The organism is Coprococcus sp. AF102-57 (assembly GCF_027686195.1).
Taxonomy (GTDB): domain Bacteria; phylum Bacillota; class Clostridia; order Lachnospirales; family Lachnospiraceae; genus Allocoprococcus; species Allocoprococcus comes.
This window is the reverse complement of sequence record NZ_JAQCSY010000004.1, coordinates 171,400-189,366: the sequence shown is the minus strand read 5'-3', so window position 1 is coordinate 189,366 and position 17,967 is coordinate 171,400. Positions and strand designations below refer to the sequence as shown.

Annotated in this window: 13 protein-coding genes; 11 read left to right on the top strand and 2 right to left on the bottom strand. The window is 43.2% G+C overall.

What is annotated here, in order from left to right; translation table 11 throughout:
• The first annotated feature begins 350 nt into the window (after positions 1–350).
• The 11 genes from uvrB to PGZ10_RS04375 all read left to right on the top strand — a co-directional run bounded on the left by uvrB (position 351) and on the right by PGZ10_RS04375 (position 14,612).
• Positions 351–2,336: an excinuclease ABC subunit UvrB gene (gene uvrB, locus PGZ10_RS04425; protein ID WP_270246094.1), complete on the top strand. Its 1,986-nt coding sequence runs from the start codon at positions 351–353 to the stop codon at positions 2,334–2,336.
• A gap of 27 nt (positions 2,337–2,363) precedes the next feature.
• The gene (gene uvrA / locus PGZ10_RS04420) at positions 2,364–5,204 is read left to right on the top strand and encodes an excinuclease ABC subunit UvrA (RefSeq protein ID WP_270540756.1); all 2,841 of its coding nucleotides are present in this window, start codon (positions 2,364–2,366) and stop codon (positions 5,202–5,204) included.
• Positions 5,205–5,300: 96 nt separating this feature from the next.
• Positions 5,301–6,290 carry a rod shape-determining protein gene (locus tag PGZ10_RS04415; protein WP_270246092.1) on the top strand — a complete coding sequence of 330 codons (990 nt, stop codon included), beginning with the start codon at positions 5,301–5,303 and terminating at the stop codon, positions 6,288–6,290.
• Between the two features lie 61 nt (positions 6,291–6,351).
• Positions 6,352–8,574: an SF1B family DNA helicase RecD2 gene (recD2, locus tag PGZ10_RS04410; RefSeq protein ID WP_270246091.1), complete on the top strand. Its 2,223-nt coding sequence runs from the start codon at positions 6,352–6,354 to the stop codon at positions 8,572–8,574.
• Between the two features lie 38 nt (positions 8,575–8,612).
• Positions 8,613–9,353: a ComF family protein gene (locus PGZ10_RS04405; RefSeq protein WP_117836236.1), complete on the top strand. Its 741-nt coding sequence runs from the start codon at positions 8,613–8,615 to the stop codon at positions 9,351–9,353.
• Positions 9,354–9,407: 54 nt separating this feature from the next.
• Positions 9,408–9,803: a hypothetical protein gene (locus PGZ10_RS04400; protein ID WP_117836238.1), complete on the top strand. Its 396-nt coding sequence runs from the start codon at positions 9,408–9,410 to the stop codon at positions 9,801–9,803.
• Positions 9,803–10,969, top strand: a complete 1,167-nt coding sequence (locus tag PGZ10_RS04395) for a hypothetical protein (protein WP_117836239.1) — start codon at positions 9,803–9,805, stop codon at positions 10,967–10,969. The genes PGZ10_RS04400 and PGZ10_RS04395 overlap by 1 nt, the downstream gene beginning before the upstream one ends.
• A 55-nt stretch (positions 10,970–11,024) precedes the next feature.
• Positions 11,025–11,912, top strand: coding sequence for a diadenylate cyclase CdaA (cdaA, locus tag PGZ10_RS04390; protein ID WP_117836241.1), 888 nt, complete (start codon positions 11,025–11,027; stop codon positions 11,910–11,912).
• A gap of 58 nt (positions 11,913–11,970) precedes the next feature.
• Positions 11,971–13,170, top strand: coding sequence for a CdaR family protein (locus PGZ10_RS04385; RefSeq protein ID WP_167531630.1), 1,200 nt, complete (start codon positions 11,971–11,973; stop codon positions 13,168–13,170).
• The gene (locus PGZ10_RS04380; protein WP_008374578.1) at positions 13,160–13,423 is read left to right on the top strand and encodes an HPr family phosphocarrier protein; all 264 of its coding nucleotides are present in this window, start codon (positions 13,160–13,162) and stop codon (positions 13,421–13,423) included. The genes PGZ10_RS04385 and PGZ10_RS04380 overlap by 11 nt, the downstream gene beginning before the upstream one ends.
• Before the next feature lie 7 nt (positions 13,424–13,430).
• Complete coding sequence (locus PGZ10_RS04375) at positions 13,431–14,612, top strand: MerR family transcriptional regulator (RefSeq protein ID WP_117836243.1); 1,182 nt, start codon at positions 13,431–13,433, stop codon at positions 14,610–14,612.
• Between the two features lie 70 nt (positions 14,613–14,682).
• On the opposite strand, the gene PGZ10_RS04370 is transcribed toward PGZ10_RS04375, so the two are convergent.
• Together PGZ10_RS04370 and PGZ10_RS04365 are read right to left on the bottom strand one after the other, a co-directional pair.
• Positions 14,683–16,167, bottom strand: coding sequence for a hypothetical protein (locus tag PGZ10_RS04370; protein ID WP_117836245.1), 1,485 nt, complete (start codon positions 16,165–16,167; stop codon positions 14,683–14,685).
• A 113-nt stretch (positions 16,168–16,280) separates the two neighbouring features.
• Entirely contained in the window at positions 16,281–17,891 is a 1,611-nt protein-coding gene (locus PGZ10_RS04365; RefSeq protein ID WP_117836246.1) for a class I adenylate-forming enzyme family protein, read from the bottom strand.
• Between the last annotated feature and the right edge of the window lie 76 nt (positions 17,892–17,967).

The following is a 17,967-nucleotide window of genomic DNA, read 5'->3' as shown; positions in this document are numbered from 1 at the left end:
ATTATCCATAAATATATTGTAGTAGAATAGTAGTAAGATAGAAAAGTACAAATGAGAATCGAACATTTGTACTTTTTTCTTGCTTTCATCTATATACTTTCAAAAAAATGTTTGATATAATAGGGACTGTTACAAGAACAAACAGTAAAAATATGACAGAACCGGAGCCTAGTATCATCAGGCATTTCCGAGTGCTGTTTTATCCGCAAATATGAATTTTGTGACTTTTATTCGTAACGAGACAAAAATGACCTCTATTCGAGACAAAAATGGGCATTTCGTTACGAATCTGATTACGAATTTTTGGCTGATAGTGGTCATAGTAAAAGTCACAAATGGAGGAATTTACCATGAATGAGTTCAAATTGAAAGCCCCATACGAGCCAACCGGAGACCAGCCACAGGCGATTGCAGAGCTTGTGAAAGGGTTCAAGGAAGGCAATCAATGCCAGACTTTACTAGGGGTTACGGGTTCTGGAAAGACTTTTACGATGGCAAATGTGATTCAGCAATTACAGAAGCCGACACTTGTCATCGCTCATAATAAGACGTTAGCGGCTCAGTTATACGGAGAGTTCAAGGAGATGTTCCCCGATAACGCAGTGGAATATTTTGTATCCTACTACGACTACTACCAGCCGGAAGCTTATGTTCCGTCATCCGACACTTACATTGCCAAGGACTCTGCCATCAACGATGAGATCGACAAGCTCCGCCACTCTGCGACAGCAGCGCTTTCTGAGCGGAATGATGTCATCATTGTGGCAAGTGTGTCCTGCATTTACGGACTGGGTTCGCCGATTGATTACAAGGAAATGGTGATTTCACTTAGACCGGGCATGATCAAAGACAGGGATGAAGTTCTGAAGAAGTTGGTTGAGATCCAGTATGACCGCAATGATATGGATTTCAAGCGTGGAACGTTCCGGGTGCGAGGAGATGTGGTTGAGATTTTCCCGGCGTATTCGGAAAAAATTGCATACAGAGTTGAATTTTTCGGTGATGAGATAGACAGAATAACAGAGATTGATACATTGACCGGTGAAGTGTTGAATGTGATTGGGCATGTGGCAATTTTCCCGGCATCTCATTATGTAGTGTCCAAGGAGAATATGGAGCGTGCCATCGGGGAGATTGAAGAAGAACTGGAGCAGCAGATCCGTTATTTTAAAGGGGAAGATAAGCTTCTGGAAGCACAGCGTATTTCTGAGAGAACGAATTTTGATATAGAAATGATGCGAGAGACAGGATTTTGTTCCGGAATTGAAAACTATTCGAGGCATCTGACCGGGCAGAAAGCAGGGGAGCCGCCATGTACATTGATTGACTATTTTCCGGATGATTTTCTGATCATGATCGACGAGTCGCATAAGACGATTCCACAGATTGGAGCCATGTATCACGGCGATCAGTCGAGAAAGACAACACTGGTAGATTATGGATTCCGTCTGCCATCGGCAAAGGATAACAGACCGCTCAGCTTTGGGGAATTTGAAAGTAAGATTGACCAGGTACTGTTTGTATCGGCGACACCGGGAGAGTACGAGGAGTCTCATGAACTGCTGCGGGCAGAGCAGGTAATCCGACCGACAGGTCTTCTGGATCCGGAAGTAGAAGTGCGCCCGATCGAAGGACAGATTGATGATCTGATCAGTGAGGTAAATAAAGAAACAGCGAAGAAGAATAAGGTACTGATCACAACACTGACAAAGCGTATGGCAGAAGATCTGACCGATTATATGCGGGAGCTTGGCATTCGTGTGAAATATTTACATTCGGATATTGATACTCTGGAAAGGACAGAGATCATCCGGGATATGCGCCTAGATGTATTTGATGTACTGGTTGGAATCAACCTGCTTCGAGAAGGCCTGGATATTCCGGAGATCACACTGGTAGCGATTCTGGATGCGGACAAAGAAGGTTTCCTGCGTTCGGAAACTTCACTGATCCAGACCATTGGTCGTGCGGCGAGAAATGCAGAGGGGCATGTTATCATGTATGCGGATAACATGACGGATTCGATGCGGATGGCGATTGATGAGACGATGCGCCGTCGTGAGATTCAGATGAAATACAATGAAGAACATGGAATCACGCCACAGACGATCAAGAAGTCGGTGCGTGATCTGATCAGTATTTCAAAGAAGGTTGCAGCAGAAGAGATGAGGCTGGAAAAAGATCCGGAATCCATGAGTGTGGCAGAGCTGGAGAAGCTGATCAAGAAGCTGGAAAAGCAGATGAAGAAAGCGGCAGCAGAGCTGAATTTCGAGGCGGCAGCAGAGCTGCGTGATAAGCTGATCGAGCTGAAAAAGCATTTGAATGAGATGGAGTAAAGCGAAGAGATAGAAGAGGAAGAACAGATGGCTGAAAAAAAGAAAGAACTGATAAAGATCAGAGGTGCGAACGAGCACAATCTGAAGAATCTTGATGTAGATATTCCGAGGAACAAACTGGTAGTACTGACCGGTCTCAGTGGTTCCGGCAAATCATCCCTTGCATTTGATACAATTTATGCAGAGGGACAAAGACGATATATGGAATCTCTGTCTTCTTACGCAAGACAGTTTCTTGGGCAGATGGAGAAGCCGAATGTAGAAAGTATTGAAGGACTTTCACCGGCGATTTCCATTGACCAGAAGTCTACGAACCGCAACCCGAGATCCACAGTCGGAACTGTGACGGAGATTTACGATTATTTTCGATTGCTGTATGCGAGAATCGGGATTCCGCATTGTCCGAAGTGTGGAAGAGAGATCAAGAAGCAGACGGCAGATGAGATGACCGATCAGATCATGGCACTTCCGGAAGGGACAAAGATCCAGCTGATGGCACCGGTTGTGCGGGGGAGAAAGGGAACCCATGTCAAGCTTCTGGACAGAGCAAAGAAAAGCGGTTATGTCCGTGTAAGGATTGACGGAAATATGTATGAGCTTTCCGAAGGAATCACATTGGACAAGAATATCAAACATAATATTGAGATTGTTGTAGACCGTCTGGTTGTCAGGCCGGGGATTGAAAAAAGACTTGCAGATTCCATAGAAAGTGTATTAAGTCTTGCGGAGGGGCTTCTGGTTGTGGATGTGATCGGAGGGGAACCGCTGAATTTCAGCCAGAATTTTGCCTGCCCGGACTGCGGAATCAGTATTGATGAGATCGAGCCGAGAAGCTTTTCATTTAACAATCCATTTGGTGCCTGCCCGGTATGTTTCGGACTCGGATATAAAATGGAGTTTGATGAAGACCTGATGATTCCGAACAAATTACTCAGTATCAATGAAGGAGCAATCGTGGTGACAGGATGGCAGTCCTGTACCGATAAGAGCAGTTTTACTCACGCGATTCTGGAAGCACTCTGCAAGGAATATCATTTTGACCTGGATACGCCGTTTGAACAGTATCCGAAAGAAATCCAGGATGTTTTACTTCGTGGGACTAATGGAAAAGAAGTCAAGGTCTATTATAAAGGACAACGCGGGGAAGGGATCTATGACGTTGCATTTGATGGGCTGATCCGAAATGTGGAGCGAAGATACCGTGAAACGGGATCGGAGACTATGAAAGCAGAATATGAGAGTTTTATGCAGATCACACCTTGCCGAGAATGTGGCGGACAGCGACTGAAAAAGGGTGCACTTGCGGTAACGGTCGGAGATAAAAATATTTCAGACGTAACAGCAATGTCGATTGAACGGCTTCAGCGGTTTATCAGCAGTCTGGAACTGTCAAAGACGCAGCAGATGATCGGCGGACAGATATTAAAAGAGATCAAAGCGCGCCTGCAGTTTCTTCTGGATGTGGGTCTGGAATATCTGACACTTGCCCGTGCAACAGGAACTCTTTCCGGTGGAGAAGCACAGAGAATCCGGCTTGCGACGCAGATCGGTTCCGGTCTTGTGGGTGTGGCTTATATTCTGGATGAGCCAAGTATCGGCCTGCACCAGAGAGATAATGACAAACTTCTCGCAACACTCAAGCATCTCCGTGATCTTGGAAATACACTGATCGTGGTTGAGCATGATGAAGATACCATGTTTGCGGCAGACCAGGTAATCGATATCGGACCGGGAGCCGGAGAACATGGTGGAGAACTGGTTGCCCAGGGAACGGCACAGGAGATCATGAAAGTAGAACGGTCGATCACAGGTGCATATTTAAGCGGAAAGATCAAGATCCCGGTTCCGAAAACCCGCGCAGTTCCGACCGGCTGGATCAAAGTTGTAGGTGCAGCAGAGAACAACCTGAAAAATATTGACGTGAAGTTCCCACTTGGCGTGATGACCTGTGTAACCGGCGTATCTGGTTCCGGCAAGAGTTCATTGGTGAATGAAATCCTTTACAAGAGTATGGCGAAAAAGCTAAACCGTGCCCGTGTGATTCCTGGAAAGCATAAGCGGATTGAAGGACTGGAAATGCTGGACAAAGTGATCGACATTGACCAGTCTCCAATCGGAAGGACGCCAAGATCCAATCCGGCGACATATACCGGAGTATTCGACCTGATCCGGGATCTGTTTGCGGCAACCGCGGATGCGAAGGCGAAAGGCTATAAAAAAGGAAGATTCAGCTTTAACGTCAAGGGCGGACGCTGTGAAGCGTGTAGCGGAGATGGAATCATCAAGATCGAGATGCATTTCCTTCCGGATGTATATGTGCCGTGTGAGGTATGCGGCGGAAAACGCTACAACCGTGAGACACTGGAGGTAAAATATAAAGGAAAAAGCATTTATGATGTTCTGAATATGACAGTAGAAGAGGCGCTTCATTTCTTTGAAAATGTACCGAGTATCCGTAGAAAAATGGAGACACTTTACGATGTAGGACTTTCTTATATTCGTCTTGGCCAGCCGTCTACAACCCTTTCCGGCGGTGAAGCACAGCGGATCAAGCTTGCAACTGAACTGAGCCGGAGAAGCACTGGGAAGACAGTGTACATTCTGGACGAACCAACAACCGGACTTCATTTTGCAGATGTGCACAAGTTGACGGAAATCCTGCGCAGACTCGCGGCAGATGGCAATACGGTTATCGTGATCGAACATAACCTGGATGTGATCAAGACAGCAGATTATATTATCGATATCGGACCGGAAGGCGGTGACAAGGGGGGCACAGTTGTTGCGTGCGGTACACCGGAAGAAGTGGCAGAAAACCCGAATTCATATACAGGAAAATACATCAAAATGATGCTGGACAGAAAATGATACAGAAATCTTAAAAAATCCTGAACTTGAAAAAAAGACTTTCTATTTATTAAAGATTTGATTATAATAAGGTGAGTATGTGAAAGGGGAATCGTGATGTCAATAGATTTAGGAATTGATTTAGGAACAGCAAGTATCCTCGTTTATGTGAAAGGAAAGGGAGTTGTACTGAAAGAACCTTCAGTCGTTGCCTTTGACAGAGATACCAATATGATAAAAGCAATCGGTGAAGAAGCAAGGCTGATGCTTGGAAGGACACCGGGGAACATTGTTGCAGTAAGACCTCTCAGACAGGGCGTTATTTCCGATTACATTGTCACAGAAAAAATGATCAAATATTTTGTTCAGAAAGCACTGGGAAAGCGTACATTTAAGAAGCCGAATATCAGTATCTGTGTGCCAAGTGGTGTTACAGAGGTTGAAAAAAAGGCGGTAGAAGAGGCTGCTTTTGCAGCCGGTGCGCGGGAAGTACATTTGATTGAGGAACCGGTTGCAGCGGCAATCGGAGCCGGAATAGATATTTCAAAACCATGCGGCAACATGATCGTGGATATCGGTGGTGGTACATCCGACATTGCGGTGATTTCCCTTGGAGGAACTGTTGTGAATACATCATTAAAAGTTGCAGGTGATGATTTTGATGAAGCAATCGTCCGTTATGTCCGGAAAAAGCACACTCTGCTGATCGGAGACAGGACAGCAGAAGATATCAAGATCAAGATCGGAACGACATATCCTCTTGTAGAAGATGAATCAATGGAAGTAAGGGGGCGGAACCTGGTAACAGGATTGCCAAAGACGGTCACGGTAACGGCTTCTGAGACCGAAGAAGCACTGCATGAGACTACAAGTCAGATCGTCGAAGCGGTCATTGGGGTTCTGGAGAGAACACCGCCGGAACTTTCCGCGGATATTCTGGATCGTGGAATTGTACTGACAGGTGGAGGTGCGCTGCTTCGCGGGCTGGAAGAACTGATCGAAGAAAGGACAGGCATTAATACGATGACAGCGGAAGACCCGATGAAGGTTGTTGCAATCGGTACCGGTCAGTATGTGGAGTTTATGAACGGAAAAAAAGATTTCTAGTGATAAGCACATGAGAAGGCTGTTTCTGTAGAGAGACAGCCTTTTTAAAAAGGAAAAAAGTATGGAAACAGTAAAAGGTTACGTAGAACACATTGTATTTCGCAATGAAGACAATGGATATACCGTATTTAATTTGAATAATGATGATGGCGATCTGACCTGTGTCGGAAACTTTAACTATTTATCAGAGGGAGAGCTGATTGAGGTGAACGGAGAATATGTGGTTCACAGTGTATACGGAACACAGCTCCGAGTGCTGAATTATGAGATCAAAGCACCGGAAGATCTGCTTTCGATTGAACGCTATCTGGGATCAGGGGCAATCAAAGGGGTTGGTGCATCTCTTGCCGGCAGGATTGTGAAAAAATTCAGGGAAGACACCTTCCGTATCATCGAAGAAGAACCAGAAAGACTTGCGGAGGTGCGTGGGATCAGCGAACGTATGGCAAGAGAGATCGCTGTACAGGTAGAAGAGAAAAAAGATATGCGGAAGGCAATGATCTATCTTCAGAAATTTGGGATTTCGACGACACTTGCAGCAAAGATTTATCAGTTTTACGGTCCGAAGACCTATCAGGTACTGGAAGGAAATCCATACCAGCTTGCAGATCAGATTCAGGGGATCGGATTTAAGATCGCTGATGAAATCGCAACGAAGATCGGCATCCATTCAGACTCGGATTTCCGTATCCGGAGTGGTATTTTTTATACCTTACAGCAGAGTGTTGCCGAAGGGCATGTCTATCTGACAAAGGACGTGTTGCTTCGCCGGGCATCTGCACTTTTGGAAGTGGAGATCAAGGATATTGAGAAATACCTGATGGATCTGTCGATGGAAAAGAAAATCGTACTCAAAGAATCTGAAGAAGGTTTGCGGGTATACGTGTCCCACTTCTATTATCTGGAACTCAATACTGCGAAAATGCTGCATGATCTGAATCTGGAATATGAAGAAGCCAATGTAGTGATCGAAAAAAAGATCCATCAGATTGAAAAAGAAGCCGAAATGCAGCTTGACGAGAAGCAGGAAAATGCGGTCATGGCGGCTGTGCGGAATGGAATTATGATTCTAACAGGAGGTCCCGGAACCGGAAAAACGACAACAATCAATGCCATGATCGAATATTTTCACGGTGAGAATATGGAAATTATGTTGGCGGCACCAACCGGGCGTGCCGCAAAAAGAATGACAGAGGCAACCGGATGGGAAGCGCAGACGATCCACCGGCTTCTGGAGGTGAACGGTAATCCGGAGGTGGATGAGAACCCGAACCGGAACGGATTTGCAAGAAATGCAGACAATCCACTGGAAACCGACGTGATCATCATCGATGAGATGTCTATGGTAGACCTGCCTCTGATGAATGCACTTCTTACCGCAATTGTACCGGGGACAAGGCTGATCCTGGTAGGGGACTGTAACCAGCTCCCATCAGTAGGCCCGGGAAGTATTTTGAAGGATCTCATCGCATCGGAATGTTTTCCAGTCGTCATGCTGACCCGGATTTTCCGACAGGCACAGGAGAGTGATATTGTGGTAAATGCACATAAGATCAACCGGGGAGAACCGGTCCTTTTGGATAATAAAAGCCGGGATTTCTTCTTTTTGAAAAGACAGGATCCGAATGTGATCATCAGTGTTCTGCTGACACTGATCCAGAAGAAGCTTCCTAAATATGTCAATGCAAAACCATATGATATCCAGGTACTCACACCGATGCGGAAAGGACTGCTGGGAGTGGAAAGGCTGAACAGTATTTTGCAGGAGTATCTGAATCCACCGGAGCCGGGAAAAGCGGAAAAAGAATATGGCGATCACAAATTCCGCGTGGGCGACAAGGTGATGCAGATCAAGAATAACTATCAGCTTGAATGGGAGATCACAACCAAGTATGGACTGACGGTGGATAAAGGAATGGGAATTTTCAATGGCGATATGGGAATTGTCACCGAGATCAATACATATACTGAAACACTGGAAGTCGAATACGATGAAAAAAGGAAGGTAAAGTATCCGTTTGAATTGCTGGAAGAACTGGAGCTCGCCTATGCGATCACCATTCACAAGTCGCAGGGAAGCGAATATCCGGCGGTTGTCATCCCGCTTCTGAGCGGACCAAGACAGCTGTTTCACAGAAATCTTCTTTATACGGCGATCACAAGAGCCAGAAAATGTGTGACAATTGTCGGGAGTGACCAGACCTTCCATGAGATGATCCGGAATACCAATGAACACAACCGGAACACCAGTCTGGCAGAACGGATCCGGGAATTCTGCGGATAGTTACACTGAAAATGTAGAAAATCAAATCCGAAAAGCGGATGGAAAACTTAAAAAAGGTCAAAGAAACAATTCTGGAACTAATTTATCCCTCGAAATGTCCGTTTTGTGGAGAAATTGTAAGTGCAGGAAAGAAACATTCTACGGAACACAATGGAATCTGCAAGGCGTGTCGTGAAAAACTTCCTTATATTGGTGAAGTAAGATGCATGTGCTGTGGAAAGCCCTTGACAGATCCGGAAGAAGAATATTGTTATGACTGCACCAGGCAGAAGCATCTTTTTGTTGATGGAAGAAGCCTCTGGGTACATAAAGATGCAGTGGAAAATGCAGTTTATGCAATGAAATATCAGAACCGGAGGATTTACGGACAGACGTTCGGAAAAGAAATGGAAGAGCATTTTCTTTCTTATCTATGGGAAAGAAAGATCACATTGATTGTGCCGGTTCCGTTGCATTCACGGCGAAAAAGAAAGCGGGGATTTAATCAGGCAGAAATTGTAGCAAAAGTATTATCAGAAAATACCGGAATTGCCATGGATGCAGGTGCTGTTAAGAGAATTAAGGCGACTAGTCCTCAGAAAGAGCTGGGCGATAAAGGGAGAAAACGAAACATCAGGGGAGCATTTGCAGTGCAGAAAAATGTAAAAGGAGAAAATATCGTTTTGATCGACGACATTTATACGACAGGAAGTACCTTAGACGAAGCGGCGAGAGTGCTGAAAAAGGCAGGAGCCGAAAATGTATACTTTTTGACGGTAAGTATTGGACAAGGAATCTGATATTTGTTATACTGAAAGTAATGCATATACGAATAAAACGTATGAGGTGACAAAATGTTAAATGAAAGCAAAGTTAAGCTGATGACAAGGATGGCGATGTACGAAAGCAAACAGGGAGAGGAAGATTTTAAGATCAGTTCTTATTATAAGAAAGATTACCGGAGCTTTCACACCATTGCTACGATCATATGGGTCACGGTCGGCTATGCTGTTGCAGTGGGAATCGGAGTTATTGCTTTTCTGGATGAACTGATGAAAAATCTGAATATGCAGTTTCTTGTGATGCTTGCGGCAGCTGTGATAATTGGATATCTGGTACTTGTTATTTTTTATGGAATCGTTGCTTCCCATTTTTACGGAACCAAACATGAAAAAGCAAGAAAGCGTGTGAAACAATTCAATCACGATCTTACAAGACTGAACAGAATGTATGAAAGGGAGAAACGATAATGAATGATCTGATAGTATGGAGAGATAAATTACAGGAATTATACGCGATAAAATCAATCTATATTGATAAAGCTGTGCAGTTTGTTCTGGCACTGGTCACATTTCTTATGATCAACCAGAATATTGGACTGATGAAAGCGGTGGCGACACCGGTTGTAGCGGTGGCACTGGCAGTGATCTGCACCTTTCTTCCACCGGTTGTAACGGCGTATGTGGCGGCAGGACTTGTAATTGTGCATCTGTTCAAACTGTCTATAGGAGTGGCAGCGGCAGCGGCACTGATCTTTGTGGTAATGTTTATCTTTTACTGCAGATTTACTCCGAAAAAGGCACTTCTTCTTCTGGTCACACCGGTAGCATTTATGCTTCATGTTCCGTATGTGGTGCCGGTTGCCTGTGCGCTTGTACTTGGACCGATTTCAGCAGTACCGGTTGTATTTGGAACGATCATTTACTATATGATCGAATGTGTGAGAACTTCGGCAACAGCGATCACCAGTGCGGATGGAATTACTAGGCAGATTTCGCTGTTTGTGAAGACGGTATTCCAGGATAAGACTCTGTGGATCACTGTGATCGCATTTATTATCTCTATTTTTGTGGTATATACAGTGCGCCGGCTTTCGGTAGATCATGCGTGGAAAATCGCAGCAGCATCCGGTGCGGTTGTGAATATTGTTGTAATTGTGATCGGAGATATTGTATTCGATATACATACTTCTTATAATATGCTGATCATTGGAAATATTGCAGCAGTCGTGATTGGTTTTATCATGGAATTTTTCCTGTTCTCGGTGGATTATTCCAGAACAGAACGTCTCCAGTTTGAGGATGATGAATATTATTATTATGTAAAAGCCATCCCTAAGATTTCGATGACAGCTCCGGAGAAGACGGTTAAACATATCAATGAGCGGAAAGAAACAGGTGAGATTGCGGGAACAGAACCGGAGAGAAGACAGAGGTCGAAGAGTGGGCAGACGGAGAAACCGGCAGTACGCAAAACAAAAACGGCTTCTAAGGTAAAACGGCCAAAGAGTCCGGCAGTTCAGCGACCGACAAGAGTTGGGGGCAATACAGATGAAATCCTTCTTGCAAAGAGCCTGAAGGAAGAACTGGATATTCAGAGCATTGTGGAAAATGAACTGAATAGCGATAACAAATAGGGAAATATTATAAAAAACAGGGGTATAAATAACGGATAGAAAAGGGGGTACACTGTTGAACACAGTATTAACACAGGTTTTAAAAAGATTTGTATCAGAATCGTGGTACTTCCCGCAGATCCGGGTAGTAGATGCTGTTGAGATACTGATTATTACATTTTTATTCTATCAGATTATTCTCTGGATAAAGAATACAAAAGCCTGGATGCTGCTGAGGGGGATTCTGGTTGTTGCATTGTTTATTCTGGTGGCTGCAGTTTTTAAAATGTATACGATTTTGTGGATTGCACAGAATTCACTTCCGGTCATGGCAACCGCAGTCGTGATCATTTTCCAGCCTGAGCTCAGAAGAGCATTGGAAAAACTGGGGGAAAAACAATTTGTTCCCAATATGGTAACACTGGATAAAAGAGGAAAAGATAATGTACGTTTCAGCCAGAAAACGATCGATGGAATCGTAGAAGCATCCTTTGCGATGGGAGCAGTGAAGACAGGAGCGCTTATCGTCGTAGAGCAGGCAATCATGTTGACAGAATACGAGAGTACCGGAATCGCGCTGGACTGTATTGTATCACCGCAGGTATTGATCAATATTTTTGAACACAACACACCACTTCATGATGGCGCGATCATTGTCCGTGGAGACAGGATCGTATCAGCGACCTGCTATCTTCCATTGTCAGACAATATGGGAATCAGTAAGGAGCTGGGGACCAGACATCGTGCAGCAGTCGGAATGAGTGAGGTGAGTGATGCTCTGATCGTCACCGTATCAGAAGAGACCGGGTATGTATCTGTAGCGATGGGCGGACAGCTTGTGCGCAATGTTACACCGGAATATCTGAAAAAACGTCTGGAATCTATCAGTAAGAAGAGTGTGGAGATTGGACGTTTGAAAAAAATATGGAAAGGATGGAGATCGCATGAAAAGGGCGTTGACTAAAAACTGGGGTCTTAAGTTGTTGGCATTTGTATTCTCTGTCCTTTTATGGATAATTGTTATGAATATTGAAGATCCGGTGGACGAACGGACATTTTCCGGAATCCAGGTGACAGTGACACATCCGGAAATCGTAACAAATCCGGGCAATACATATCAGATTCTGGATGACAGCAGGACGGTATCCGTAACAGTAAAGGCAAAACGTTCTATTTTAAATAAAATTAAAACTGATGATATCAGGGCAACAGCGGATATGAAGAATCTGGATGTCAGAACCAGATCCCTGATCCCAATCGATATATCGATCCCTTCTTATGCAGGAAGGTTTGAGGCGACTGCCAACCCGATCAATTTGCGAGTAAGCATTGAACTTGGAAAATCAGAGACTTTCCCGATCACAGCAACCAGTTCGGGAACACCGAGAGACGGATATCAGGTGGGTGAGCTGAAAGCAAATCCGGAGAAGATTAAGATCAGCGGGCCAGAATCAGTAATCGATTCAATCGACAAGGTGGTAGCACTTGTTGATGTTTCAGGACAGTCTAAAGATGAGGAAAAAGAAGCAGAGCTGATTCTTTATGATAACAATGGAAAGATCATAGATTCGACACAGATTGAGAATAACCTGGGAGACGAAGGACTGAAGGTAAAAATCACCATGCTTCAGACAAAGAGTATTCCGGTAGAATTTGATACTTCACTGATCGGTACTGCGAGCGGATATCATTTCAGCGGAATCAGTATCCAGCCGGAAAGCATTCAGATCGTAGGCACAGAGGAGCAGCTGGAAACAGTGGATTCAATTGAAATTCCGGCAGAAGAGCTGGCAGAAGATGGTCTGGACCAGACAATAGAGAAGACAGTAGATATCGCCAATTATCTTCCGTACTGGGCAAAGACAGACCAGGACAGCGCAGGAGGCGTACCGATCGTTATAAAGATCCAGGTAGAGAAATTCGGAACTAAGACAGTCGAATTCCCATACAATTCCATTGCGCTACTGAATGCACCAAAGGATTACAAGGTGTCATATGCAGAACAGGGCAATCTGGAAATTGTTGTGCGTGGTTCTAAAGAGGATCTGGATGATTTTACTCTTGAAAAAGGAAACGTGTCAATCAATCTGAACGATTGCAAGACAGCGGGAACCTATAATGTTCCGATCCAGGTTACACTTCCTGACGGAATTGAACTTGAAGATACGATCAATGTACAGATCACATTGACAAAGAGCAGTGGAGGAGAAAATGATCAGTAAAAAGGTAACGATCAAAAATCCGACGGGATTGCATTTGAGACCGGCAGGACTTTTCTGCAAGATGGCACTGGAATATGAAAGTAAGATCACTTTTCATTACCGGGATACGGAAGGAAACGCGAAAAGTGTTCTGAGCGTGCTTGGTGCATGCATTAAGTCCGGAGATACGATTGAGATCGTGTGTGAGGGAAAAGATGAAGAGAAGGCACTTGAAGCGATGGTAGAATTAGTGGAAAGTGGGATTGGAGAGTAAGAGATAAATGAAAAAAGAGGGATTTTATTCATCGGGAGAATTTGCCCGTATGGCACATGTCACCGTGCGTACCATCAGATATTATGACAGCCATGATATATTAAAACCGTCTTTTGTAAATGAATCAGGAGCTCGTTTTTATACAGATGAGGATTTCACAAGACTTCAGCAGATACTTCTGCTGAAGTTTTTGGGTTTTTCGCTGAATGATATCAAAAATATGACTATCGGAGATATGGATTATCATTTTTTGTCAGATTCGCTGGAAGTACAATTAAAACTGGTTCGTGATAAGATCGAACAATTGCAACTGGTTGAAAAGGCAATTGAAGATACTTCTGGTGAGATCAGAGAGTATCATACGGTAAACTGGAACAAAATGCTGGAACTGATTCATCTTACAGGAATGGAAAATGCGGTAAAGAAGCAGTATCAAAATGCCACCAATATTGCTTCCCGAATCCGCCTGCACCGATTATATTCGGTAAATAAAGAGGGATGGTTCCCCTGGATCTATCGAAATCTTGAATTGAAAAATGGACTGAAGGTTTTAGAAATCGGTTGTGGAAACGGAATGCTTTGGAAAGAAAATATACAGAAAATACCAGACAGCATCAGCATAACACTTTCTGACCTGTCCGAGGGTATGTTAAGAGATGCCAGAAGAAACATCGGTCAAAAGGATAAGAGATTTGAATTTAAAATCCTAGATGCAGAAAAGATTCCCTTTATGGAAGAAACCTTTGATCTGGTGATCGCCAATCATATGCTGTTTTATTGTGAAGATCTGAGTCAGACCTGCAGGGAAGTGGCAAGAGTATTAAAGAAATCCGGAAGATTCATATGCAGTACCTATGGAAAAAAACATATGAAAGAAGTAAGTGAGCTGGCAAAAGGATTTGACAATCGGATTGTACTGTCAGCTGACAATCTGTATGAGAAATTTGGGAAAGAAAACGGAAAAGAAATCTTGAAACCATATTTTCATGAAATTTCGTGGCAGGAATATAAAGATAAGCTGGAAATTCAGGATGCAGAACCGTTGATCGCATATATCCTTTCCTGCCATGGCAATCAGAATCAATACATCTTGAGCAGATACCAGGAGTTCAGAGATTATGTAAAACAAAAAGCTGGCAAAGGATACGATGTGACAAAAGAAGCAGGCATTTTTGTCTGCAGGAAATAAACAGTGCAAAAATGTCTGCTTCTATCTTGAGAACAGGATAAATAATATTAGGATAAATCCGGTCAAGAGGCTAGACTTCTGAAATCAGGATTTCCAAAGAAAGTATGGAATGTGAAATCAGAGAATCTGCCTTGATCAGAGAATCTGAATTCCAGATTTCATAGTAAAAGTCTGAGAAAATTTCATTCAAAAAGAACTTATTTGTGACACAGATACCATAGTCCGGTGTATTTCGCTTGAGACGCAGGGAACAAAATGTGTCTGCAAAAATAACACTAGGTCTTGGTATGTGCTGATAATCTGACAGAACACCGTCCGGAAGTACTCGGATATCAAAATTGTGATTATTGTGGTATAACCGATCAATATAATTCATAAGGACAAGCCTCTGTTTTGGAGTAAGCTGAACACGGCATCCGTAAAAATCCATTTCGCCGGAAATCGCAAAGTCATTAAAGACCGAAGCATAGAATAATATTTTAATCGGCGCAGAGGATAATAATTGTTTTGTCAGAGAATGTAAGTGTCTTAAGGTGTTTGGGTCTGCTTGATCCAAAACCGGTTCGAAGGTTTCTAAGAGCTCTTCATGTAAATCGTCCGGAAGAAAATGCTCCGTAAAATGAGCGAGAAGACAGGCTGGATTTTGAGCAAAGAGAGCATGCTCGTACTCGTGACTGCGAATCATGGCTTCAATACTTGTTTTGCGGATCAAGAGAGACTCTTTGTTACAAAGAGACTTTAATTTATGATAAAGCTCCGAGGAAAGAGTTTCATCTTCTATGGTAGTGACTGATAAACAATGGTTTTGGTCCATCAGCATTCCGGAAATAGAGTAAATATCTTTTACGGAAAAGATAAGCTTCTTTTCTGCCTGGGTGCCATAATAAAGATTGAAATCAATATTGGCAAGATTTGAAAGAAGATCGATTAAAAACACTGCAATTTTCGAATTGCTTAAATCTGTGTGTTCCAGATCCAGCATAAGGGAAAAATGAACACCCGGAAGAACCAATTTTCGATCATTGTGAAGACCATTCATTTCTGCGATCAACATCTGATAATTGGTGTCAATATTTAAAATATCTACCATGGCATGGCAGTTGACGGAATCTACTTTACGAAGAGACGGATGTTTCATTTTGAAAATAAACTGATCCAAAGTCAGTTCTGGATAATAGAAAATCTTGGAAGCTACTTCAGAACCTGTCGAGGTCTGCAGTTCTTTGACATAGTTATATTCAGATTCCAGATGTTCATAGACAGCGGCTTGAAGATCGGTAATATCTCTCACCTGATATTCTTTCAGAAACACGGGAATTGTTTCAGGTGTCAGAGACTGGACGATGCATTCGCTGATTGCCTGAAGGATTAGCTCATGGTTTTTGTCAGAAGGAAGTAGTTTTCCACTGATCCACTTACTGATATAAGACTCGTCGTACTGCAGAGATTTGGCGAGCGCATAGTTTTTTAAATTAGCCATAGATGTCAGATGCTTTAAAAGTACACTGAACCGGTTTTTATCTTTCATATTTTTTCTTGCGTGATGAACAGACATCACGCGTTCCCTCCTCATTTTATTCTGCTATTTATGTAACACCAAATCCCCATATCTTTTGTGACAAAAGATATGGGGATTCTTTTTTTAATTTATACATAGTATAACTTATATTAGTTGTTTTCTGCAAGAATAGCTTCTGTTAATTCTTTACGGTTTGTTTTGAAGTGGAAATATGGTCTTTCTTCGATGACACGGATGTCTACCGGATATTCGTAATCTTCTAATGCTTCTTTAAGACCGGCTTTTACTTCGTCAAGAGTCTTGCTTCCGTCAAGAATGATGAAGAGATAAGGAACGAAGAATCCTTCGTGTTCCTTATCCGGTACGATACAGAAGAAACCATCCTGTACGCCAGGAACGCGAACGGCTTTTGTTTCCATTCTCATCATATATAATTCTCCGCCGCCGAAACGTTCAGAATGTCCACGTCCAAGAATGTAAACCATACCAGTTTCCTTGATGTAAGCAATATCGCCTGTGTGGAGCCAGCACTTTCCGTCGTCATGAGTGATTAGAGTACGTTCTGTCATTTCTTCACCCATCCATCCTGCGTAGTGGAGCATGATAGATGGACCTGTCATACATAATTCACCGATTTCACCGTAGTTAAGTTCGTTGTTATCTTTATCAAAGATACCAAGAACAGTTGCCGGCATCGGCATACCAACACAACCATCTACCAGAGGGAACATCGGGTTTGGAAGTGTGAAGTTAGAACATCCTTCGCTCTGTCCGTATCCTGCACTTAAAGTAGCTTTTACGCCATGTTTGTGGAAGAATGCTTCTACTTCCTGGGTTTTTCTTTCATTCATGGCTTCTGCGCCGGTTCCGAGTGTTCTCAGATGAGACATGTCATAATCTTCCGGAATTCTGTCACTCTTCATCAGGATTTCGCAGAGGAATGGAACCAATGCCCAGAAATTCGGTTTCTGTTCCATAAATGCAATGTCCACATCAGAGATCGGGCAGAATGGATCTAATACAACGATCAGCCCTGCTGACAGCGGGAACAGTGTCATAGATACAGTAACTGCGATGAGTGCAGGTGGTAAAATCGGTAACCACCATTTTTCCTGTACCGGTGACGGCGGGATAAAGATGGACATCTGGAATGCAACGGCTACCATATTTGAAGAAGAATGGATAACCAGTTTGGAAATTCCTGTAGATCCACTTGTGTAAGCCCCGAATACAGCTCTGTTAGGATTTCTTTCAGCTCTGTAGTCTTCTGTATAGTTTTCGCCTAATGCCATGAATTCGTCCCATGTAAGAACGCCTTCTGTAGAATCCGTAGGATTTACATATCTGGAAGCGATTTCTTTTTCTACATAATCCGGAACAGAAGCTTTGTCAGCGTAGCAATAAGGAGACACTTTGATCATACGTGTCATCGGAGTTGTCTCACGGAAAAGCTGTTCATCTTCTTTTGAAGTATAATCCATTACAAAAGCAGTGTTGGATTTAGACTTTCTGATCGCGAAACATAATTCTTCCGGAATATCATCTCTACAGATAATAGCTGTTCCGATTCTCTCGGCAGCAAGTAAGATGATATAGTGTGCCGGTGTGCTTGGTAAGAACATTGGAAGACGATTCCCATCTCCAAAGCCTAAAACCTTTAATGATTTGGCAGCTTTGTCTACTTCTTCCCAAAGTGTCTTCCATGTGATTTTATTTCCATAATATTCAAATGCAATTTTTGAATCATCCGGATTTTTCATTTTCAGAAAATGTGAGGAGCGATTCTATGGAACGATTTGTCTTAAAAAAGGTGCTGGCTTGGAAGAATTCTTCCTA